The sequence below is a fragment of the Pseudomonas gingeri genome, from assembly GCF_013386165.1.
Taxonomy (GTDB): Bacteria; Pseudomonadota; Gammaproteobacteria; order Pseudomonadales; family Pseudomonadaceae; genus Aquipseudomonas; species Aquipseudomonas gingeri_C.
The window spans coordinates 462,206-483,211 of sequence record NZ_JACAOS010000003.1; the positions used below are offsets into that span (position 1 = coordinate 462,206).

Genomic DNA, 21,006 nt, shown 5'->3' on the forward strand with positions numbered 1-21,006 from the left:
CGAAAAAGGCTCCGTATCTGGCGATACGGAGCCTTTTTTATCTACGTGGGCAACTCTCGATTACGCCTCCGGAATAGCCTGGAACGGCGACTCCTTATCCGTGCGCTCCTTGCTGCCCCAGGCCGCGACACCGACCTTGATGGCATAGAACAGGATGCTGAAGACCACGAACAGGAACAACGCTGTCAGCGTGGCGTTGGTGTAGGCGTTGAAGATCACGTGCTGCATCTGGGTGATGTCCTTGGCCGGGGCGATCACCTGGCCGGCTTCCAGCGCGACGCTGTATTTCTTCGCCAGGGCAAGGAAACCGATGGCCGGGTTGGCGTCGAACAGCTTGATAAAGCCGGCCATGGTGGTGCAGATCAGCAGCCAGGCGGCGGGCAGCAAGGTCACCCAGATGTAGCGCTGGCGCTTCATCTTGATCAGCACGACCGTGCCGAGCATCAGCGCGATACCGGCCAGCATCTGGTTGGAGATGCCGAACAGCGGCCACAAGGTGTTGATGCCACCCAGCGGGTCGATCACGCCTTGATACAGCAGGTAACCCCACATGGCCACGCACCCGGCGGTGGCGATCAGGTTGGCGGTCCAGGATTCGGTGCGCTTGAGTGCCGGAACGAATGAGCCGAGCAGGTCCTGCAGCATGAAACGCCCGGCACGGGTGCCGGCATCCACCGCCGTCAGGATAAACAGCGCTTCGAACAGGATCGCGAAGTGGTACCAGAACGCCATGGTGTTCTCACCCGGCAGGACATGGTGGAGGATCTGCGCAATACCGACCGCCAGGGTCGGCGCACCGCCGGCACGGGCCAGCACGGTGGTTTCGCCGATGTCCTTGGCCACGGCCAGCAGGGCATCTGGCGTGATCGCGAAACCCCAACTGCTGACGGTCTGGGCCACGGTCACTGCATCAGCGCCCACCACGGCCGCCGGACTGTTCATGGCGAAGTACACGCCCGGATCGATGACCGAGGCGGCGACCATCGCCATGATGGCGACGAAGGATTCCATCAACATGCCGCCATAACCGATATAGCGGGCATGACCTTCGCTGGCCAGCAGCTTGGGCGTGGTTCCGGAGGCGATCAAGGCGTGGAAGCCGGAGACCGCACCGCAGGCGATGGTGATGAACAGGAACGGGAACAGGCCACCTTTCCAGACCGGACCGGTGCCGTCGACGAACTGAGTCAGCGCCGGCATTTTCAGCACGGGCATGGTGATCAGGATGCCGATTGCCAGGGCCATGATGGTGCCGATCTTGAGGAAGGTCGACAGGTAGTCACGGGGCGCCAGGATCAGCCACACCGGCAGGACCGCGGCGACGAAGCCGTAGCCGATCAGCATCCAGGTGATTTGCAGGCCGGTGAAGGTGAAGGCCTTGGCCCAGACCGGATCAGCGGCAATCTGCCCGCCGAGCCAGATCGAACCGAGCAGCAGAAGCACGCCGACAATGGAGATTTCACCGATGCGGCCCGGGCGGATGTAGCGCATGTAGATGCCCATGAACATCGCGATCGGGATGGTCGCCATCACCGTGAAGATGCCCCATGGGCTCTCGGCCAGGGCCTTGACCACGATCAGCGCCAGCACCGCGAGGATGATGATCATGATCAGGAAGCAGCCGAACAGGGCGATGGTCCCCGGCACGCGGCCCATTTCTTCACGGACCATGTCACCCAGGGAGCGACCGTTGCGCCGGGTGGACATGAACAGGACCATGAAGTCCTGCACGGCACCGGCCAGCACCACGCCGGCGATCAGCCAGAGTGTACCGGGCAGATAGCCCATCTGCGCCGCCAGCACCGGCCCGACCAGCGGCCCCGCGCCGGCAATGGCCGCGAAGTGGTGACCGAAAAGAATGTGTTTGTTGGTCGGCACATAGTCCAGGCCATCATTGTTGATGACGGCGGGAGTGGCGCGATTGGCATCGAGCTGCATCACCTGGTTGGCGATAAACAGGCTGTAGTAGCGGTAGGCGACGAGGTAGATAGCGACTGCGGCGACGACGATCCAGAGGGCGTTGATGGCTTCGCCGCGGCGCAGGGCCACGACACTTAGCGCAAAAGCTCCCAGGACGGCCACGGCAAACCAGGCGAGGTGTTTAGCCAGACGGTTCATTGCGTGTCTCCTGCCAACAGCCGGTAGACTGTGGCGGTAATTTTTATAATTGTGTCCGCGGTGCGGAGCTGGCCCAATATCCGTGGATACCGTCAACAAAAGTATCCGCACGACTACGTACGCGGTGTCTACGTAGTTCTACTGAGAGTCCTGGAAGTCGCCATGCAGCTCAAGCACAAAATCGTCGCCCTGGGGATCTTGCCCCTGGTGTTGGCCATCGCCGTCATCTGCGCGCTGGTGATTTCCCTGAACCGCCAGCTGGGCGATCAGCAGGCGCAACTGATCGAAGACAGCATCCTCGCCAGCAAGCGCGCCGAGTTGAAGAACTATGTGGAAATGGCGCAAAGCCTGATTGCGCCACTGTATGACGACGGCAAGGGTGACGAGCATGCCCGGCAAGAGGTCCTGGAAGAGCTGCGCAAGCTCAGCTTCGGGATCAATGGCTACTTTTTCGTATATGACCGCCAGGGCCGCAGCCTGATGCACTCGCGCCAGTCGGAACTGGTGGGGCAATACCTGTGGGACATGAAGGACCCCCACGGTCTGCCGGTGATCCAGGCCTTGCTGAAAAGCGCCGAGTCCGGTGAAGGCTTCCAGCGTTACGCCTGGAACAAGCCCTCTACTGGCCAGGTGACCGACAAGCTCGCCTATGTCGTGATGCTCGACCACTGGGGCTGGATGCTCGGTACCGGCATCTACCTCGAGGACGTCGAACGGGCCACCCAACAGGCCCGTGACGAAGTGGCCCACGGCATTCGCAAGACCATGCTGGCCATTGCCGCCGTGGCCCTGGTGGCCGTGCTGCTGGTCTTTGCCGGCGGCATGACCCTGAACGTCAGCGAGCATCGCCTCGCCGACCGCAAGCTCCAGCGCCTGACCCAACGCATTGTCAGTTTGCAGGAGGAAGAGCGATCACGGGTTTCCCGCGAGTTGCACGACGGCATCAGCCAGGTGCTGGTGTCCATCAAGTTCCAGTTCGAGTTGGCCAGTCATGTGCTCGAGAAGGGGCAGGACAGGGGACTGGGCATCTTGAGGGAAGCGGTCGAACGCCTGGGGGAGGCGATTGGCGAGGTGCGCAGCCTGTCCCATGACTTGCGTTCGTCGCTGCTCGACACCTTGGGCCTGCCGGCGGCCATCGGTCAGCTCGCCGCCGAGTTCGAGCAGCGCAGCGGGCTGGTGGTGGCCTATGAGAACAATGATTTCGATTGCCAGTGGCCCGACGGGCTGGCGGTGTCGTTGTTTCGCATTGTCCAGGAGGGCCTGACCAATATCGAACGGCATGCCGGGGCCAGCCATGTCTCGATTACCTTGCACGGCTCCGAGCAGTCTGTCCGGCTGACGGTGATCGATGACGGTGGCGGTTTCAACGTGACCCAGGTGGAGCGTCGTCACTCGGGCATCGGCCTGCGCAATATCCGCGAACGGGTCGAGCATTTTGGCGGACGCCTCGAACTGACCTCCGCGCCAGGAAGAAGTGTACTGGATGTGCTGCTGCCGCTTAAAATCGCCGCTGCCAAATACTGACTCAGTCGACAACAACAAGAGCGAACGCCCCTGATGAACCAGCTCTATCCGATCCGCGTCGCCCTGGTTGACGATCACTCCCTGGTCCGGGACGGGATCAAGGCCTTGCTGTCGGTCATGCCGCCCCTGGAAGTGGTGGGAGAGGCCGAGAATGGCGCCGAAGCGATCGAGATGGTGCGGCGCTGCCAGCCGGACCTGCTGCTGGTGGACATCAGCCTGAAGGACATGAACGGCCTGGAGCTGACCCGAGCCTTGAGCAAGGAGTATCCGTTGCTCAAGATTCTGGTGCTGAGCATGTACGACAACTATGAGTACGTGAGTGAATCGGTGCGTGCCGGTGCCAGCGGATATGTACTGAAGAATTCACCGTCGCGGGAAATCCTCGCGGCCATTGAAGCCATCGTCAGCGGCGGGACCTTCTACAGCGCCGCGATTGCCCAGAAGCTGATTGCCGACAAGACCAGCGACAACGAGCTGACGCCGCGGGAAAGCCAGGTGCTGTGCAAAATGGTCCAGGGCATGAACAACAAGGAAATGGCCCGCGAGCTGGATATCAGCGTGCGCACGGTGGAGACCCACCGGCTGAGCATCCGCCGCAAACTCAATATCGACAAGCCTGCGGCCCTGCTCAAATACGCGATGGATCATGGACTGATTTCGCCTTGATCTGTGCTTGTGCCAGCGGCGGGTGCAACCGGGCTGTCAGTGGTTGACCAGCTCATTGCTCCAGCATTGCGCGATCCAGTCGCCCAGCGCCCTGACCCGTTTAGGCTCGTAGCGCGCCTCCAGCCTCAGCAGGTGCACCGGCAGCGCCATCAGCGACCAATCCGGGAGCAGTTCGATCAGCGCACCTGAAGCGATCCCTTCGTTGAACAGCCAACGCGGCCCGGGGTGGATTCCGGCACCGTCGCTGACGGCCTGCTCGATGGCACCGACATTATTCAGGTGGAAGACGCCGTTCAGCTCGACGGAGACCTCTCGGCCTTGTTTGCTCATCTTGAGGCGAGTCCGGTTTCGCTCCCGCCCGAGGGAGTAGAGGATGGCCCGGTGCGACACCAGGTCCTCGGGGGTGCTCGGCATGCCATGGAGGGCGATGTAGCCACGGCTCGCGCAGAGCACGTTGGGCATCTCGCCGATCCGCCTGGCGACCAGGTCGGTGGTCGGCAGTTCGCCGACGCGCATCGCCAGGTCCATGGCCTCGGCTTTCAGGTCGATACGGTGGTCGGACAGCACCAGGTCAATCAGCACCTGAGGGTGGCGTCGCTGAAAGGCGGTCAGCCACTTGGTCAGGAAGCGTTCGCCAAAATTCACCGGCGCGGTCATGCGGATCACCCCGGCGATTTTCGGTGAGCGCGAGTCGAGGTCGGCGAGCACGCCTTCCATTTCCGCCACGAGCGGCTTCATTTGCTCGTACGCCCGGCTACCGGCGTCCGTCAGCGTGACCATTCGGGTGGAGCGGTTCAGCAGGCGGACTTCAACTCTTTTTTCCAGGGCGCTGAGCCGCCGGCTGACCGATGACGGCTCCAGATTGAGGTCCTCCGCTGCGCGGGAAAGGCTGCCGCGTTCGACGATGCGGAAAAACAGCCGCCACAGTGAAATGTCATCATTCATGCACTTATTGCAACTCACTTTTGATTTGGCGGTCATGTCATTGCATATATCACTTCAATACCATCCGTTTGTCCACTCGTCAGACAAGCTGAAGCCACGGAATGCCCAGACAAAACGATACATCACGCCGCTACCTTGTTCTGTTCGCGGTCTGTGCGGCGGGCCTGATCCTCCCCTTGGAATACACCGGACCGGCCATGGCGCTTGCCGCCATCGGCGCGGATCTGGGCGGCGACGCAATCGCGTTGGCCTGGGTCGTCAATGCCTTCGCCCTGAGCTTCGGCAGCGCGATCATGGCCGCCGGCACGCTGGCCGATCTCTACGGACGCAAACGGATGTTCTGCTGGGGGATTGGCAGTTTCACCGTGCTGTCGATCATTGTCAGCTTTGCCCAGGACGTGGTGTTCCTGGACCTGATGCGAGGCGCACAGGGGATTGCCGCCGCCCTGACCATGGCCGGTGGTTCGGCCACGCTGGCGCAGGAGTTCGAGGGGCATGCGCGGACCAAGGCCTACGGCCTGCTCGGTACCGCATTTGGCCTGGGTCTGGCGTTTGGGCCGGTGATTTCCGGAGCGCTGGTCGAGTGCTTCCATTGGCGTGCGATCTTCGGCCTGGGGGCGGTGTTCGGTGCGCTGGCCTGGATCATCGCCGCACCACGGATGATCGAAAGCCGTGACCCCGAGGCCAGGCACCTGGACTGGGGCGGTGTCATCACGTTCAGTGCGATGTTGCTGTTCCTGACCTTCGGCATCATGCAAGTGCCACAGCATGGCTGGGCCAGCGTCACGGTCATCGTCCTGTTGGCGGTCGCGCTACTCCTGTTACTGATCTTCATCCGTGTGGAGCGTCGGCAGCAGCGCCCGATGCTGGACCTCTCGCTGTTCGGCAACCGGCGTTTCGTCGGCGTGCAGTTGCTGCCGATCGCCACCGCGTTGTGCTTCATCGTGCTGTTGATCCTGCTGCCCTTGCGGTTTATCGGGGTCGAAAGAATGAGCGCCGGGGAGGCGGGGCTGCTGATGATGGCGCTGTCGCTGCCCATGCTGGTGGTGCCTTTTCTGGCGGCGCTGGTGGCCCGCCATGTGGCCGCGGCCGATCTCTGTTTTGTCGGCTTGCTGCTGGCCGGTGTCGGGCTTGCCGTGTTGGCGAATGTCGCCGTTGGCTCAAGCTGGCAAAGCTTCGCATTGCCCATGTTGCTGATCGGGATTGGCTCCGGCTTACCCTGGGGGCTGATGGACGACCTCTCGATCAAGGTCGTGTCCGTGGAGCGCGCCGGCATGGCGACCGGGATCTTTACCACCATGCGTGCCTGCGGCGAAGCGGTGTGCGTGGCGGCGGCGCTGGCCATGCTCAACAGCTTTCTGCAATTGCGGTTTGTCGGCGAGATTTCGCGGCAAGCCGCGTCGGCAGCGGCCAATTATCTCGCTACCGGGGACCTGGCCGGCGCGGCAAGCGCCGTATCGCCTATAGAACTTCCGGCACTGTTTGAATACTACAGCGGCGCCTTTTCTTCACTGGTCTATGGCCTGGCCGGGCTGACGTTGGCGGCGGCGATAGTCAGTCGCTGGGCGCTCAGCCAGCGCCCCCCGGCGATTTCGACCAGCAGGGCGCACCGTGCCGGGCAATGAGCCGCGACGGACAAGGGATCTATAAGGCAATTATAAGGAAGCGTCATGATGGAACGTGACAGCAGCACCGGCCAGCCGCTCAAGCTCATTGCGATTGCAAAGGCCCTGGAAAACGATACTGACGCCTGTTCAGTGGAAATGTCCGAAATCGCTCGCTGGTGCGTGAGCTACCTGTGCAATCCGCATCCGGAGTTGGGGCGCGCAGGGGCGGTATGCCCATGGACAGGGCCTTCCATGAAACGGGAGACTTTCTGGCTTGTCGACATCGTTGTCGGCGGTCGCAGCGACGAGGCGGTTTGCTCTGACCTGCGAGGTCTGATTGCGGCCTTCAAGGGCCGTGACCCCGCCGAAGGCAATGCCAGTCAGTTCAAGACCATTGTCGGGGTGCTGCACGGCCTCGACGACCCGGCCAGGGTCAACCATTACCATTCATTGTTGAAACTCGACTTCCTCGAGTCCGGCCTGATGCTCGGTGAGTTCTACTCGCATTGTCAGAAACCCGGCTTACGCAACGATGACTTCAAACCACTACGTTCACTCACGCCATTACTGGTGGTGCGGGAGATGGTCGAGCTGGATATCGCCTTCCTGGCGGACCAGCCCAAATTTGTCGAGGCCTACCTGAATACTCACGGCTCCCGGGCCAAGGTCGGCATCAATTCGGTCTTGCATCAGGCCGACCGCCTTAGCCTTAGTGCAGAACAGATGGACGTGTTACGGCGCATCGTTGCCGGCTGACGCCCAGACAAAACAATGATATCCACTAGCATGGAGGCTTTTAAATGGCTGTTCGCATTCCAGAACCGTTCCGGATCAAGATGGTTGAACCGCTCAAGCGGACAACCCGGGCCTATCGTCAGGAAGCCCTGCAGCAGGCCGGGCTCAACCCGTTCCTGCTGCGCGCCGAGGACGTCTTCATCGATTTACTCACCGACAGCGGTACCGGGTCGATGAGCGATCGGCAATGGAGCGCGATGATGAGTGCCGACGAGTCCTATGCCGGCAGCAAGAGCTTCTTTCGCCTTAGCGAAACCGTCGAGCGGCTCTTCGGCTTTCCCTACACCATCCCCGTGCATCAGGGGCGAGGGGCTGAACAGATTCTCTTTCCCTGCCTCGTTGAGCGGGCCCGGGAACGCGGTGCCAGCGCGCCGATATTTGTGTCGAATCACCACTTTGACACGACCAAGGCCCATGTCGAGATGGCCGGCGCGATGGTCAAGAACCTGATCTGCCCGGCGGCCCTGGACACTGCGCGACATGACGACTGGAAAGGCAACTTCGACCTCGAAGCCCTGGCCTCTGAAATCGAATTGAGCGGTGCTCAGCAGATTGCCGCCGTGGTGATCACCATCACCTGCAACAGTGTGGGTGGGCAGCCGGTGGCGATGGACAATATTCGTGATGCGGCTTCGATGGCGCGGCAACACGGTATTCCGGTAGTGATCGATGCCGCACGGTTTTCGGAGAATGCGTATTTCATCAAGACCCGCGATGCCCGCTACAAAGACCACTCGATCCTGCAAATCGTCTGGGAAATGTTCCAGCACGCCGATGCCTTCACCATGTCCGCCAAAAAGGACGCCATGGTCAATATTGGCGGGCTTTGCTGTTTCAAGAGCGACCAGGCGCTTTTCCGTGCGGCGCAGTTGCGCTGCGTGCCCATGGAAGGCTTCATTACCTACGGTGGGCTGGCCGGCCGCGATCTGGATGCGATGGCGGTGGGGCTTGAGGAGGCTTGCAATGAGGATCACCTGACCAGCCGGATCGGCCAGGTGACCTACCTGGCCGAGCGTCTGCGGTCGGCGGGTGTGCCGATCCAGACACCGGTCGGCGGGCATGCGGTGTTCGTCGATGCCGGCAAGATCCGTCCGGATGTGGCGCCCCACCATTTCCCGGCACAGATGCTGTGCAACGCGCTTTACCTGGAGAGTGGCGTGCGTGCCACGGAGATCGGTTCATTGATGATGGGGCGCCACCCGGTCACCCGGGAGCAGGAGCCGGCGCTGTTCGAGCTGATGCGCCTGACCATTCCGCGCCGAACCTATACCGACAATCATATGGATTTCGTTGCCGACTCCTTGATCGAGGTCATCCAGAGGGCCGCCACGTTGCGACCGCTGGACTTCGACTACGAGCCCCCGGTCTTGCGCCAATTCACTGCCCGTTTCCGGGAAGTCTGATCCGCTACCGTTCCGTCATCAGGATGATCCCATGGGCCAACATCATACCCATCTGGCGGCCGCCGTTCCGGTGCCTGCTGAAACCGTTCAAGCGTTTCTGGCGCTCGCCAGGGAACTGCGTACCCAACTGCGCGACAACCAGGAACTGTGTGACGCGCAAGGTACGTACAGCCCGCAGTTGCATGAGTTTTTCATCGAGCATGGGTTCTACAAATTGCTGCAGCCCAAGCGCTACGGTGGGCTCGAGTTCGACCTCGGCGACTTTTACCAGATCATGATCGAGGTCTCCCGAGGGCACCCGGCCCTGGGTTGGAACCTTACATTGGGGGCGGCACATAGCCTGACGTTCGCCGCGCATTGGCCGCAGGCGGTCCAGGACGAGATTTTTGGCGTTGACGGGCATTTCGTTGCGCCTCATCGGGCGTTTCCGAGTGGTCATTGCGTCAAGGTGCCGGGCGGTTATCGGGTCAGCGGTACGTTCAACTACTGCACCGGCATCACCTATTCGACGCACGCGATTATCACCGTTGTCGATGGGTCGGCAGAGCAGGGGGCGCCAGCGCTGAATTGCCTCGTGCCGCGTTCGAGCTACACCATTGTCGATGATTGGGGCGGCAGCGAGACACTGGGTATGCGTGCCAGCGGCTCGAACAGCATCTGCCTCGATGACGTGTTTGTCCCCGACAGAATGGCGACTCCGTTCGTGGGCTTTTTTGCCAACCAGGACGTCAGTGACGGTACGGCGGGAACCCGCTTGCATGGGAATCCACTGTATCTCGGTTACCTCATGCTGCCTTACCACGCCAATTTGCTCGCGCCCATTATCGGCGCTGCGCGGGCGGCGCTTGACGAGTACAAACGCATCATCGAGGTCAGCCCTTTGCCGTTCTCACCCGGCCAGTCCAGGTCCCAGGACGCCAATTACCAGCGGGCCTACGGCCAGGCGCTGGTACAGACCGACGCGGCCGAGGCGATCCTGTTGCACGTGTGCGCACAGCATAAAGCGCTGGCTGAGCGCTGGCGTCAAACCGGCGAGCCGATTTCCATCAGTGAAAACTTGCGGGCCTGGGGCACGTTACAGCAGGCCGGTCGGCAAGCGTGCGAGGCGGTCGAATTGCTGTTTCGCACCGCAGGTACTTCCCAGGCCCGTAGCCAGGCCAAGCTGTTGCGTTATTTCAGTGACATTCAGATGTACCGGGGGCACGTGGGCGCGCAGTGGGAAACGTTTTCCACCTATGTCGCCAGAGCCGAACTTGGCCTTCCCGTTGGTTTTCTTCAACTCTAAAAAACGCAATGCATGGAGCGTTCAATGTCACGGACAGGCAAACAGTACCTGGAGGCCATTGCCGATGGTCGCGCAGTGTTTATCAACGGCGAGTGCTCGACCGACCACTCCCGGCATCCGGCGTTTGAAGCCACGATCCGTTCGGTCGCCGGGTTGTATGACTACCAGGCGGCGAACTCTGACGTCATGACCTTCAAGACCCCTTCCGGCAAAAGCGTCAACCGGGCTTGGCAACTGCCCACCAGCATAGAGCTGTTGATTGCCCGGGCGGACGCGGCGTATGCCTGGGCACAGCAGAGCATGGGCTGGTTGGGCCGAAGCCCGGACCACGTGTCGGCGGCCTTGAGCGGCATGATGACCCACATTGAAGTCTTCGAGGCCTACGCCCCCGATCGGGCCAAGGCCCTGAAGAACTATTTCGAATACGCCCGGGAGCGCGACCTCTACCTCACCTACACCATCGTCAACCCACAAGGCGACCGCTCCAAGAGCCCGGGTGAGCACGACCGCAATCTCTATCACACGTTGGGAGTGGTAAAGGAAACCGACGCCGGGATCATCGTGCGCGGTGCCAAGATGCTGGGCACCGGTGCAGTCCTCGCCGATGAATTGCTGGTCGGGGTACAGAACCCGCTCAAAGCGGGCGTGGATGAACGCTACGCCTTGTCCTTCGCGATCCCCTTGAATGCCCCCGGGATCAAGATCCTGTCCCGTGCCTCCTATGCAGAAGGCAAGAACTCGTTCGACCATCCGCTCAGCAGCCGTTTCGACGAAAATGATGCGCTGATTTACTTCGACGACGTGCTGGTGCCCTGGGAGCGGGTGTTTGTCTATCAAGACACGGCCATGTGCCGGCAGCAGTTCCATGGCACTGCCGCAGAGGTGTTGATGGACACGCAGAGCATGGCCCGCCTGACCGCCAAATTGCATTTTCTGGCGGGTCTGGCCCACAGGATGACGCAGGTGACGGGGGTCAACGAGTTTCCCGCCGTACGGGAGATCCTTGCAGAGTTGGCGTGCAATGCGACCATGATCGAGGGGCTGTTCAGAGGCCTGGTGGCGAACTCGACAGCGCACCTGGGGTTCCATATCCCGGACAAGAAGCAGTTGTACATGTGTCAGGCCGTGGCGCAGGTCGTTTACCCGAAAGTGCTGGAGTCGATCCGCAAGCTGGCCGGGGGAGGGGTCATCATGCTGCCGTCGCATGTCTCGGACTTGAATAATCCAGAGACGCTCGCCTTGATCGAGAAGACGCAGTACTCGACAACGGCACAGCCACTTGAGCGGGTGCAGTTGATGAAGCTGGTCTGGGATGCGGTCGGGTCTGAATTTGCCTCACGGCACCTGCAATACGAGATGTTCTACTCTGGCCCGCATTTCGTTGCGCTCTCACGGGTATACGCTGAGTACGACTGGGACAGTGCACGAGCGATGGCTTCACCCTTGATGGTGGGCAGTGCGTTTACCATGTAAGACCTTTAAGGACTCAAGTATTGCTCATTACGTCTTGGACGGTCCGAGCATGACGATCTAGCATCTGTTCAACGGTCACAGTCGCTGACCCTTGAAGATCAAGAGGAATCGTCCATGAGCATGAAAATCGATCTGACCGGAAAACTCGCCATCGTCAGCGGCAGCACCGCCGGCATCGGCCTGGGCATCAGCAAGGCGTTGGCCGAATCCGGGGCGACGGTGGTGGTCATCGGTCGCGATACCGCCAAGGTCGAACAGGCCCTGGCGACGATCCGCCAACGTGTGCCGGGCGCTCAACTGCGTGGCCTGACGGCGGACCTGGGGACTGCCGAAGGTGCCGAGAAATTGTTTCGCGCCGAGCCCCGGGCGGACATCCTGGTGAACAACCTCGGGATCTTCAACGCGGTGGATTTCTTCGACACCCCGGACAGCGAGTGGGCGCGTTTTTATGAGATCAACGTGATCTCCGGTGTGCGCCTGGCGCGGCATTATGTGCCGGGCATGGTCAGCCAGGGCTGGGGGCGGGTGATTTTCCTGTCCTCCGAATCCGGGATCGCCATTCCGGCGGACATGCTCAATTACGGCGTGACCAAAAGCGCCAACCTGGCGGTGTCCCACGGCCTGGCCAAACGCCTGGCGGGCACCGGGGTGACCGTCAACGCGATCCTGCCGGGGCCGACCTTTACCGATGGCCTGGAGCAGATGCTCAAGGACGCCACTGACGAGTCCGGCCGCAGCGCCCGGGAAGAAGCCGACGCCTTTGTGCGCAAGGCCCGGCCCACCTCGATCATTCAGCGGGTGGCGGATGTCGAGGAGGTTGCCAACCTGGTGGCCTATATCGCTTCGCCGCTGTCCTCGGCCACCACCGGCGCGGCCCTGCGGGTCGACGGCGGCGTGGTCGACAGCATGGCGATCTGAGCCCGACCGAAGCTGTTGCCGATGCCCTGCCTCAGTGCGTAATCGCACCCGAATGAGGCGCGTAGCCTGCGTCGCAACCGCCGAAACCAGCGCCGATCCTTATGGCGCAAGGCCTGGCCAGACTTGGCACGGCTCTCGCTTAATCGATTGCGTGCAGGAGTCAAAACGGTTCGCGGCACCACAATTTGCAATAGCTGACTAGGGTTCCGGCTCGCCTCGTGCGAGTGGCTGGTCCGAGAGTTGGCGACCTCCAGTAGAGGTTACACGGCGGGATAAAAGCCCGGGAGACAGGACACCAGTGGTGTCACGTGACTCCCGGCCGCCCACTTTTTCCTACTGGAGGTTGTTCCATGAAGAGCCCTGTCAAAAAATCCCGCCTGCTTCCCCTGTTGGCTGCCGGTCTCGCCGCCGCCTTGAGCCTCTCGGCACACGCCGCCGCGCCGAAACAACACTTCAACGTCTGCTGGACCATTTATGCCGGTTGGATGCCCTGGGAGTTCGCGGGCACCCAGGGCATTGTCGATAAATGGGCGAAGAAGTACGGCATCACCATTGATGTCACCCAGCTCAACGACTACGTCGAATCGATCAACCAATACACCGCCGGCCAGTTCGATGGCTGCACCATGACCAACATGGACGCCCTGACCATCCCGGCGGCCGGTGGCCTGGACAGCACCGCGCTGATCGTCAGCGACTTTTCCAACGGCAACGACGGCATCGTCCTCAAGGGCGAGGGCAAGACCCTGGCCGATCTCAAGGGCATGAACGTCAACCTGGTGCAGTTCTCGGTCTCGCACTACCTGCTGGCCCGTGGTCTGGAACAGGCCAAGCTGACGGAGAAAGACCTGAAGGTGGTCAACACATCGGATGCCGATATCGCCGCCGCCTTCAACACCGATGAGGTCAAGAGCGTCACCACCTGGAACCCGATGCTGGCGGAAATCAAGGCCAAGCCGGGTGTGACCGAGGTGTTCGACTCCAGCCAGATCCCCGGCGAGATCATGGACATGATGGTGGTCAACACCCAGACCCTGAAGGACAACCCGGCACTGGGCAAGGCCCTGACCGGCGCCTGGTTCGAAGTGGTGGCGCTGATGAATGCGAAAAATGCCGCCAGCACCGCGGCCCTGGAACACATGGCCAAGGCCTCGGGGACGGACCTGGCCAACTTCCAGTCGCAACTGGACACCACCAAGCTGTTCGCCACCCCGAAGGAAGCGCTGGAATTCGCCAACAGCCCGAAACTGCCGGCGACCATGGACAAGGTCGCGAGCTTTTCCTTCGCCCACGGCCTGCTCGGCGACGGGGCGAAAAGCGCGGGCACCGTGGGTATCGCCTTCGCCAAGGACGTCAGCACCGGCGACAAGGGCAATATCAAATTGCGCTTCGACCCCAGCTACGTGCAGATGGCTGCCGACGGCAAGCTGTAAACCCGTTCCCGTGCAAAGGTCATTGCCATGCGTCTGATAAACCGCCGTCCGGACCGCGCCAGCCGCCTGGTCCTGGTGATCCTGCCGTTCGCCTTGTTGCTGTTTGCCTACTTCATGGGCTCGGCTACCCGACTGACGGAAAACCCCAACGACAAGCTGTTGCCCAGCGCGGTGCAAATGAGCGATGCGGTCAAGCGCATGGCCTTTACCGAGGACCCGCGTACCGGCGGTTATCTGTTCTGGCAGGACAGCGCGTCGAGCCTGCAACGGCTGGCGATTGGCTTGGGGATCAGCGCGTTGCTGGGGCTGTGCCTGGGCATCGCCTCGGGGATCGTGCCGCTGTTCGGGGCGCCGCTATCGCCGTTGTTGACGGTGCTGTCGATGGTGCCGCCCCTGGCTGTTTTACCGATCCTGTTCATCGTGTTCGGCCTGGGTGAACTGTCGAAAGTGATGTTGATCGTGATCGGCATCACCCCGGTCCTGGCGCGGGACCTGGAGCAGCGGGCCAGGGAAATCCCGCTGGAACTGCTGATCAAGGCACAGACCCTGGGCGCGTCGACCTGGACCCTGATTGTGCGGGTGATCCTGCCGCAATTGCTGCCACGCCTGCTGATTGCCTTGCGCCTGGTGCTGGGGTCGGCGTGGTTGTTCCTGATCGCGGCCGAGGCCATCGCATCCACCGACGGCCTGGGTTTCCGGATCTTCCTGGTGCGGCGTTATCTGGCCATGGACGTGATCCTGCCGTACGTGGTCTGGATCACCCTGCTGGCCTGGCTGATGGACTGGGGCCTCAAGGCCCTGACCCGACGCGTGTTCCCCTGGTATGAAGGGGCCCGCGCATGAGCTTCATTTCGGTGAACAACGTCTGGCAGCAATACGCCGACCAGGTGGTGCTGGAAGGCCTGAACCTGAGCGTCAATGAAGGCGAATTCTGCACCCTGGTGGGGGCTTCGGGCTGCGGCAAGTCGACGTTCCTGCGCCTGTTGCTGGGACAGGAGAGCCCCAGCCGCGGGCAGATCCTTCTGGATGGCCAGCCCCTGGTGGGCGAACCGGACTCCAGTCGGGGCGTGGTGTTCCAGCGCTACTCGGTGTTCCCCCATCTGTCGGTGCTGGACAACGTGGCGCTGGGGCTGGAGTTGCCACGCTCGGCAGTGTTCGGGCGCTTGTTCGGCGCCGCCAAGCGCCAGGCCCGGGAGCAGGCGGCCGTGCTGCTGGACAAGGTCGGCCTCGGCCACTCGCTGGACAAGTACCCGACGCAGTTGTCGGGCGGCATGCAGCAACGCCTGGCGATTGCCCAGGCGCTGATCATGAAGCCCCGGGTGCTGCTGCTCGACGAACCTTTCGGTGCACTGGATCCCGGCATTCGCAAGGACATGCACGGCCTGCTGCTGGAGCTCTGGCGCGAGACGCAACTGACTGTGTTCATGGTCACCCATGACCTGTCCGAGGGCTTCAACCTCGGCACGCGCCTGTTGGTGTTCGACAAGGTTCGTCACGACCCGCACGCCCCCGCAGCCTATGGCGCCCGCATTACCTACGACATTCCCCTCAACAGCGATCGCCGCGCGACTCGCGGCGTACTCGATCTGCTGCAAACGGCTTGAAGGAAGCTTCTACATGAGTGACTCAATGATCCCCCTGTCTTCAACGGTGCCTTTCTGGGAAGAAGTCCTGCCTGGCGGCGGCCACCGTTCGTTTGTCCTCAAGCGCGGCCAGTTGTTGCGCCTGACCGACACCCGTGGTGGCGCCAATGTCAGCCTGATGCTGCTCAACGCCAACGAAAAAACCGAGCGCCTGAACCTGCCCGACAGTCTCAAATGCCAACACACCGCCAAGCTCACCCGTGGCCACTGCCTGTACTCGGACATGGGGCGGGTGCTGGCGGCGATCACCGCCGATACCTGCGGCTGGAGCGACAGCCTCGGCGGTGTGCTGTGTGCTGAAGAGGCCGCGCAAAAGTACGGCCAGGGCCGCTATCAGGAACTGCGCAACGGCTTTTTCCGCAACGGCACCGACAACCTGTTGGTGGAGCTGGGCAAGTGGGGCCTGGGCCTGCCCGACCTGCTGATGACCCTGAACCTGTTCAGTCGGGTCGACGTCGACCAGGACGGTCGTTTGCACTTCGTCGCCAACCACTCCAAGGCCGGCGACTACATCGAGTTGTACGCGCCGATGGACACCCTGGTGGTGCTGACCGCGCTACAACACCCGATGGACCCCGACTCGCAGTACGCGCCCAAGCCGCTCAAGCTCGCCTGGCGGCACGCCGATGCCAGCGTCGCCGAGCACTGCCGCACCTCGCGCCCGGAAAACGAGCGCGGCTTTATCAACACTGACCGCCTGTTCGCCTGAGGAGCGTCGCCATGACCCTGACTGCCAGACACCCTGAAACCGCGATCTACAACACGACCATCCCGGCCGGCGAGCCCTTTCTCAAGGAGGTCAAGGCCGGGCAGACCCTGCGCATCCTCGACCTTGAGGGTAACCAGGCCGTCGACACGTTGTTCTACAGCCTGGCCAACCCCCACGAACGTTATGACGTGCAGCGCACCCTGCGACGGCAGAACAACGTGTACCTGAGCACCGGCAGCGTGCTGTATTCCAACCTGGGCAAGCCGATGCTGACCCTTGTCGAGGACACTTGCGGGCGCCACGACACCCTCGGCGGCGCCTGTGCCCAGGAGAGCAATACGGTGCGTTATGCCCTGGAAAAAAGGCATATGCACAGTTGCCGCGACAACTACCTGAGGGCTTGCGTCCACGACGGGCGCCTGGGCAAGGGCGATATCGGGCCGAACATCAACTTCTTCATGAACGTGCCGGTCACCGCCGACGGTGGATTGACCTTCGAAGACGGTATTTCAGCACCTGGAAAATACGTCGAGTTGCGCGCGGAAATGGATGTGATCGTGCTGATTTCCAACTGCCCGCAACTGAATAATCCGTGCAACGCCTACAACCCGACCCCCGCGCAGTTTTTGATATGGGACTGACCATGAAATCTTTTCGTCGCTGGCTGTTCAACCTGTGCCAAAGCCGTTCCGGGCAATGCCTGAAACGCCGCTGAGACCCAGTCCCAGACACAACGGACGACCGTTGTGCACCTCGTTCAATAGCGGGACGGCCCGCTTCCCAGGAGGAAACCGAGCAGCCCTCGGTTTCCGGGGTTTATGCCATGTTCGACACACTACTGATTGCCAACCGTGGCGCCATTGCCTGCCGTATCCTGCGTACTTTGCGCACGTTGCGAGTCCGCGGCGTGGCGGTCTATTCAGAGGCCGATGCCGCCAGCCTGCACCTGCTGCAAGCCGACGAGGCCCACAGCCTCGGGGAGGGCGGCGCGGCCGGGACGTACCTGGCGGTGGACAAGATCCTCGCCATCGCCAAGGCCAGTGGCGCCAAGGCGATCCATCCCGGCTACGGCTTCCTCTCTGAAAACGCCGCCTTTGCCCAATCCTGCGAAGACGCGGGGATCGCCTTTGTCGGCCCGACGCCGGAGCAACTGCGGGTGTTCGGCCTCAAGCACACCGCCCGTGCGCTGGCCAAGCAGCACGCGGTGCCGTTGCTCCAAGGCACCGAACTGCTCGATAGCCTGGGCGAGGCCCTCGACGCCGCCGAGTCGATCGGTTATCCGGTGATGCTCAAAAGTACTGCCGGTGGTGGCGGCATTGGCATGCGCGTCTGCCGCAGCCGCAACGAACTGAGTGAAGCGTTCGAGGCGGTGAAACGCCTCGGCCAGAACAATTTCAGCGATGCCGGTGTGTTTATCGAGCAGTACATCCAGTGCGCCCGGCATCTGGAAGTGCAGGTGTTCGGGGACGGTAAGGGCGAAGTGATCGCCCTCGGTGTGCGCGATTGCTCGGTGCAGCGGCGCAATCAGAAGGTTCTCGAAGAAACCCCGGCCCCGAACCTGCCCACTGGCATGGCCGATGAATTGTGCGCGGCGGCGATCAAGTTGGCCAAGGCCGTCAATTACCGCAGTGCCGGCACGGTCGAGTTTGTGTTCGACAGTGACGACCAGCGTTTCTATTTCCTTGAAGTGAATACCCGCCTGCAGGTTGAACACGGCGTCACCGAACAGGTGTGGGGCGTCGACCTGGTGAGCTGGATGGTGCAACTGGCGGCGGGTGATCTGCCACCGCTCGGGCTGTTGTGCGAAGGCTTGCAGGCAAACGGGCACGCGATCCAGGCACGGCTGTATGCCGAAGATCCTGGCCGGGATTTCCAGCCCAGTCCTGGTTTGCTCACCGCTGTGGACTTTCCGGTCGCCGATGGCAAGACCTTGCGCATCGACACCTGGGTTGAAGCCGGCTGCGAGATTCCGCCGTTCTTCGATCCGATGATTGCCAAGCTGATCAGTTGGGCACCGAGCCGCAAACAAGCCAGCGCCGGGCTGGCACAGGCACTGGGCCAGAGCCGGCTGTATGGCGTGGAGACCAATCGCGATTACCTGCGGCAGATCATCGTCGATCAGCCGTTCGCCAGTGGCCGGCCGTGGACCCGCTGCCTGGAGGGTCTGGTCTACCGTGCGGAGACGTTCGAAGTGCTGAGCGCTGGCACCCAGACCAGCGTGCAGGACTATCCCGGGCGCCTCGGTTACTGGGCCGTCGGTGTGCCACCGTCCGGGGCGATGGACAGTCGGGCCTTGCGCCTGGGCAATCGTCTGCTGGGAAACACCGAGGGCAGTGCCGCGCTGGAAATCACCATGAGCGGCCCGTTGCTGCGATTCAACACCGATGCGGTCGTGGCGGTCACGGGGGCGGATATTGCGCTGCTCCTGGACGGCGAACCTCAGGCCATGAATACCGCCATTCTGGTGCTGGCAGGTTCGACTTTGTCCCTGGGCACCATGGCCGGCGCGGGCGCGCGCAGTTACCTGTGCCTGCGCGGTGGCTTGGTGGTGCCGGATTACCTGGGCAGCAAAAGCACCTTCACCCTCGGCCAGTTCGGTGGCCATGGCGGTCGAGCCTTGCGTGCGGGCGACGTGCTGCACATGGCGCCGCTGACGGATCGTAGCGTCGGTCAGCGGGTAGCGTCGGCGCAGTTGGCGGACTTGCCGGCGGTGCGCCGGATCCGGGTGATTTATGGTCCCCATGCTGCCCCGGAATACTTCACCCCAGGTTATATCGAAACCTTCTTTGCGACCCATTGGGAAGTGCATTTCAACTCCAGCCGCACCGGCGTGCGCCTGATCGGGCCGAAGCCGGAGTGGGTACGTGCCGATGGGGGCGAGGCCGGCTTGCACCCGTCCAATATCCACGACAATCCCTATGCCATCGGCGCGGTGGATTTCACCGGCGACATGCCGGTCATCCTCGGTCCCGACGGGCCGAGCCTGGGGGGCTTCGTGTGCCCGGTGACCACCATCGAGGCCGACCTGTGGCAGTTGGGCCAACTCAAGGCGGGGGACAGGGTGCAGTTTTTCCCCGTCAGTATCGAAACCGCCCGCGCACTCTTCGCCGAGGAATCACCACCCACCTGTAGGAGCGAGCTTGCTCGCGATGACGGATTGTCAGCCGCCAGGGATGTATTGAATGTACCGGCCTCATCGCGAGCAAGCTCGCTCCTACAGGGGGGCGCGTTGATTTCGCCGGTTGTGCTGGATGTGGGGCAGGGCGATAGGCGCCTGGTGGCGCGCTTGTCGGGCGATACCCATCTGCTGCTGGAGATCGGCGCCGCGGAACTGGACCTGGTCCTGCGTTTCCGTGGCCATGCCTTGATGCAGGCGCTGGAGGCCAAGGCCCTGCACGGCGTGATCGACCTGACCCCGGGGATTCGTTCGCTGCAGGTGCACTACCAGCCCGAGCAACTGCCCCTGGCAGACCTGCTGGACATTGTTGTCGGAGCGTGGGGCGCGGTATGTGCCAGCCAGGACCTGCAAGTACCGTCGCGGATCGTGCACTTGCCGTTGTCCTGGGATGACCCGGCCTGTCAGCTGGCCATCGAGAAATACATGACCACCGTGCGCAAGGACGCGCCCTGGTGCCCGAGTAACCTGGAATTCATCCGCCGCATCAACGACCTGCCCAACCTCGATGAAGTACAGCGCACGGTGTTCGACGCCAGCTATCTGGTGATGGGCCTCGGCGACGTCTACCTCGGTGCCCCTGTGGCCACGCCACTCGATCCGCGCCATCGCCTGGTGACCACCAAATACAATCCGGCCCGAACCTGGACCGCCGAAAACTCGGTCGGTATCGGCGGCGCTTACCTCTGTGTGTACGGCATGGAAGGGCCGGGTGGTTACCAGTTCGTCGGCCGCACCCTGCAAATGTGGAACCGTTACCGCGAAGTCGCGGCATTCGACGGCAAGCCGTGGCTGTTGCGCTTCTTCGATCAGATCCGTTTCTACCCGGTCAGCGCCGACGACCTGTTGCGTATCCGCCGTGACTTTCCGTTGGGCCGCTTCGAACTGAAGATCGAACACAGCACGTTGAACCTGGCCGACTATCAGGACTTTCTGGCTCGTGAAGCCGACGGTATCGCGGCGTTTCGCGCTCAGCAACAAAACGCCTTCAGTGCCGAGCGCGAGCGCTGGATCGCCAGTGGCCAGGCGAATTTCGACAGCGAGGAGGCGGCTGCCCCCGTCACCGATGAGGCCCCCCTCGATGCCGGGCTGCACGGCGTCGACAGCCATATCGCCGGCAATCTCTGGCAGGTCCAGGTCGAGGTCGGCCAACGGGTCGGGGTCGGCGATGCCCTGGTGATCCTGGAGTCGATGAAGATGGAAATCCCCTTGCTGGCACCGCTCGCCGGTACCGTGCGCGAAGTGCGGGTGCGGCCGGGCTCGGCGGTGCGCGCCGGCCAGCGGGTCGTGGTGCTGGAAGCGGACTGAGTCG

16 protein-coding genes and 1 riboswitch are annotated in these 21,006 nt (G+C 62.3%); of the genes, 14 read left to right on the plus strand and 2 right to left on the minus strand.

What is annotated here, in order from left to right; translation table 11 throughout:
* Positions 1-60 precede the first annotated feature (60 nt).
* Positions 61-2,118 (minus strand): carbon starvation CstA family protein, encoded by a 2,058-nt coding sequence (locus tag HX866_RS06525; RefSeq protein WP_177138600.1) that lies wholly within the window; start codon positions 2,116-2,118, stop codon positions 61-63.
* A gap of 162 nt (positions 2,119-2,280) precedes the next feature.
* Between HX866_RS06525 and HX866_RS06530 the strand changes: the two genes are divergently transcribed.
* Together HX866_RS06530 and HX866_RS06535 are read left to right on the plus strand one after the other, a co-directional pair.
* A complete protein-coding gene (locus tag HX866_RS06530; RefSeq protein ID WP_177138602.1) occupies positions 2,281-3,642 on the plus strand; it encodes a cache domain-containing protein in 1,362 nt (453 codons plus the stop codon).
* A 33-nt stretch (positions 3,643-3,675) separates the two neighbouring features.
* Positions 3,676-4,308, plus strand: a complete 633-nt coding sequence (locus tag HX866_RS06535; RefSeq protein ID WP_177091975.1) for a response regulator — start codon at positions 3,676-3,678, stop codon at positions 4,306-4,308.
* A gap of 36 nt (positions 4,309-4,344) precedes the next feature.
* Here the strand turns inward: HX866_RS06535 and HX866_RS06540 are convergent, their stop codons facing one another.
* Positions 4,345-5,253 carry a LysR family transcriptional regulator gene (locus HX866_RS06540; RefSeq protein ID WP_177091976.1) on the minus strand — a complete coding sequence of 303 codons (909 nt, stop codon included), beginning with the start codon at positions 5,251-5,253 and terminating at the stop codon, positions 4,345-4,347.
* A gap of 101 nt (positions 5,254-5,354) precedes the next feature.
* Between HX866_RS06540 and HX866_RS06545 the strand changes: the two genes are divergently transcribed.
* From HX866_RS06545 to uca, 12 genes are all read left to right on the plus strand, one after another.
* Positions 5,355-6,878 carry an MFS transporter gene (locus HX866_RS06545; RefSeq protein ID WP_177138605.1) on the plus strand — a complete coding sequence of 508 codons (1,524 nt, stop codon included), beginning with the start codon at positions 5,355-5,357 and terminating at the stop codon, positions 6,876-6,878.
* Between the two features lie 45 nt (positions 6,879-6,923).
* Positions 6,924-7,616 (plus strand): DUF6875 domain-containing protein, encoded by a 693-nt coding sequence (locus HX866_RS06550; RefSeq protein WP_177091978.1) that lies wholly within the window; start codon positions 6,924-6,926, stop codon positions 7,614-7,616.
* Between the two features lie 44 nt (positions 7,617-7,660).
* Positions 7,661-9,058, plus strand: a complete 1,398-nt coding sequence (locus tag HX866_RS06555; protein WP_177138607.1) for a tryptophanase — start codon at positions 7,661-7,663, stop codon at positions 9,056-9,058.
* Positions 9,059-9,089: 31 nt separating this feature from the next.
* Entirely contained in the window at positions 9,090-10,343 is a 1,254-nt protein-coding gene (locus HX866_RS06560; RefSeq protein WP_177138609.1) for an acyl-CoA dehydrogenase family protein, read from the plus strand.
* Positions 10,344-10,367: 24 nt separating this feature from the next.
* Positions 10,368-11,816, plus strand: coding sequence for a 4-hydroxyphenylacetate 3-hydroxylase family protein (locus HX866_RS06565; RefSeq protein ID WP_177138611.1), 1,449 nt, complete (start codon positions 10,368-10,370; stop codon positions 11,814-11,816).
* A gap of 120 nt (positions 11,817-11,936) precedes the next feature.
* Entirely contained in the window at positions 11,937-12,734 is a 798-nt protein-coding gene (locus HX866_RS06570) for an SDR family NAD(P)-dependent oxidoreductase (RefSeq protein ID WP_177139266.1), read from the plus strand.
* Between the two features lie 187 nt (positions 12,735-12,921).
* Positions 12,922-13,023: riboswitch (guanidine-I (ykkC/yxkD leader) on the plus strand.
* A 61-nt stretch (positions 13,024-13,084) separates the two neighbouring features.
* Complete coding sequence (locus HX866_RS06575; RefSeq protein ID WP_177091982.1) at positions 13,085-14,167, plus strand: putative urea ABC transporter substrate-binding protein; 1,083 nt, start codon at positions 13,085-13,087, stop codon at positions 14,165-14,167.
* 27 nt (positions 14,168-14,194) lie between these two features.
* The gene (locus tag HX866_RS06580) at positions 14,195-15,010 is read left to right on the plus strand and encodes an ABC transporter permease (RefSeq protein WP_177138613.1); all 816 of its coding nucleotides are present in this window, start codon (positions 14,195-14,197) and stop codon (positions 15,008-15,010) included.
* Positions 15,007-15,771: an ABC transporter ATP-binding protein gene (locus tag HX866_RS06585; RefSeq protein WP_177091984.1), complete on the plus strand. Its 765-nt coding sequence runs from the start codon at positions 15,007-15,009 to the stop codon at positions 15,769-15,771. Before HX866_RS06580 ends, HX866_RS06585 begins: the two co-directional genes overlap by 4 nt.
* Positions 15,772-15,796: 25 nt before the next feature.
* Entirely contained in the window at positions 15,797-16,519 is a 723-nt protein-coding gene (locus HX866_RS06590; protein WP_371318798.1) for an urea amidolyase associated protein UAAP1, read from the plus strand.
* 11 nt (positions 16,520-16,530) lie between these two features.
* The gene (locus tag HX866_RS06595; RefSeq protein WP_177125883.1) at positions 16,531-17,160 is read left to right on the plus strand and encodes an urea amidolyase associated protein UAAP2; all 630 of its coding nucleotides are present in this window, start codon (positions 16,531-16,533) and stop codon (positions 17,158-17,160) included.
* A gap of 182 nt (positions 17,161-17,342) precedes the next feature.
* Complete coding sequence (gene uca, locus HX866_RS06600; RefSeq protein WP_177138615.1) at positions 17,343-21,002, plus strand: urea carboxylase; 3,660 nt, start codon at positions 17,343-17,345, stop codon at positions 21,000-21,002.
* Positions 21,003-21,006: the final 4 nt, after the last annotated feature.

Coding starts and splice junctions, on each gene's coding strand:
- HX866_RS06525 (WP_177138600.1), bottom strand. CDS start 2,118: ATGAACCGTCTGGCTAAACACCTCGCCTGGTTTGCCGTGGCCGTCCTG.
- HX866_RS06530 (WP_177138602.1), top strand. CDS start 2,281: ATGCAGCTCAAGCACAAAATCGTCGCCCTGGGGATCTTGCCCCTGGTG.
- HX866_RS06535 (WP_177091975.1), top strand. CDS start 3,676: ATGAACCAGCTCTATCCGATCCGCGTCGCCCTGGTTGACGATCACTCC.
- HX866_RS06540 (WP_177091976.1), bottom strand. CDS start 5,253: ATGAATGATGACATTTCACTGTGGCGGCTGTTTTTCCGCATCGTCGAA.
- HX866_RS06545 (WP_177138605.1), top strand. CDS start 5,355: ATGCCCAGACAAAACGATACATCACGCCGCTACCTTGTTCTGTTCGCG.
- HX866_RS06550 (WP_177091978.1), top strand. CDS start 6,924: ATGATGGAACGTGACAGCAGCACCGGCCAGCCGCTCAAGCTCATTGCG.
- HX866_RS06555 (WP_177138607.1), top strand. CDS start 7,661: ATGGCTGTTCGCATTCCAGAACCGTTCCGGATCAAGATGGTTGAACCG.
- HX866_RS06560 (WP_177138609.1), top strand. CDS start 9,090: ATGGGCCAACATCATACCCATCTGGCGGCCGCCGTTCCGGTGCCTGCT.
- HX866_RS06565 (WP_177138611.1), top strand. CDS start 10,368: ATGTCACGGACAGGCAAACAGTACCTGGAGGCCATTGCCGATGGTCGC.
- HX866_RS06570 (WP_177139266.1), top strand. CDS start 11,937: ATGAAAATCGATCTGACCGGAAAACTCGCCATCGTCAGCGGCAGCACC.
- HX866_RS06575 (WP_177091982.1), top strand. CDS start 13,085: ATGAAGAGCCCTGTCAAAAAATCCCGCCTGCTTCCCCTGTTGGCTGCC.
- HX866_RS06580 (WP_177138613.1), top strand. CDS start 14,195: ATGCGTCTGATAAACCGCCGTCCGGACCGCGCCAGCCGCCTGGTCCTG.
- HX866_RS06585 (WP_177091984.1), top strand. CDS start 15,007: ATGAGCTTCATTTCGGTGAACAACGTCTGGCAGCAATACGCCGACCAG.
- HX866_RS06590 (WP_371318798.1), top strand. CDS start 15,797: ATGATCCCCCTGTCTTCAACGGTGCCTTTCTGGGAAGAAGTCCTGCCT.
- HX866_RS06595 (WP_177125883.1), top strand. CDS start 16,531: ATGACCCTGACTGCCAGACACCCTGAAACCGCGATCTACAACACGACC.
- uca (WP_177138615.1), top strand. CDS start 17,343: ATGTTCGACACACTACTGATTGCCAACCGTGGCGCCATTGCCTGCCGT.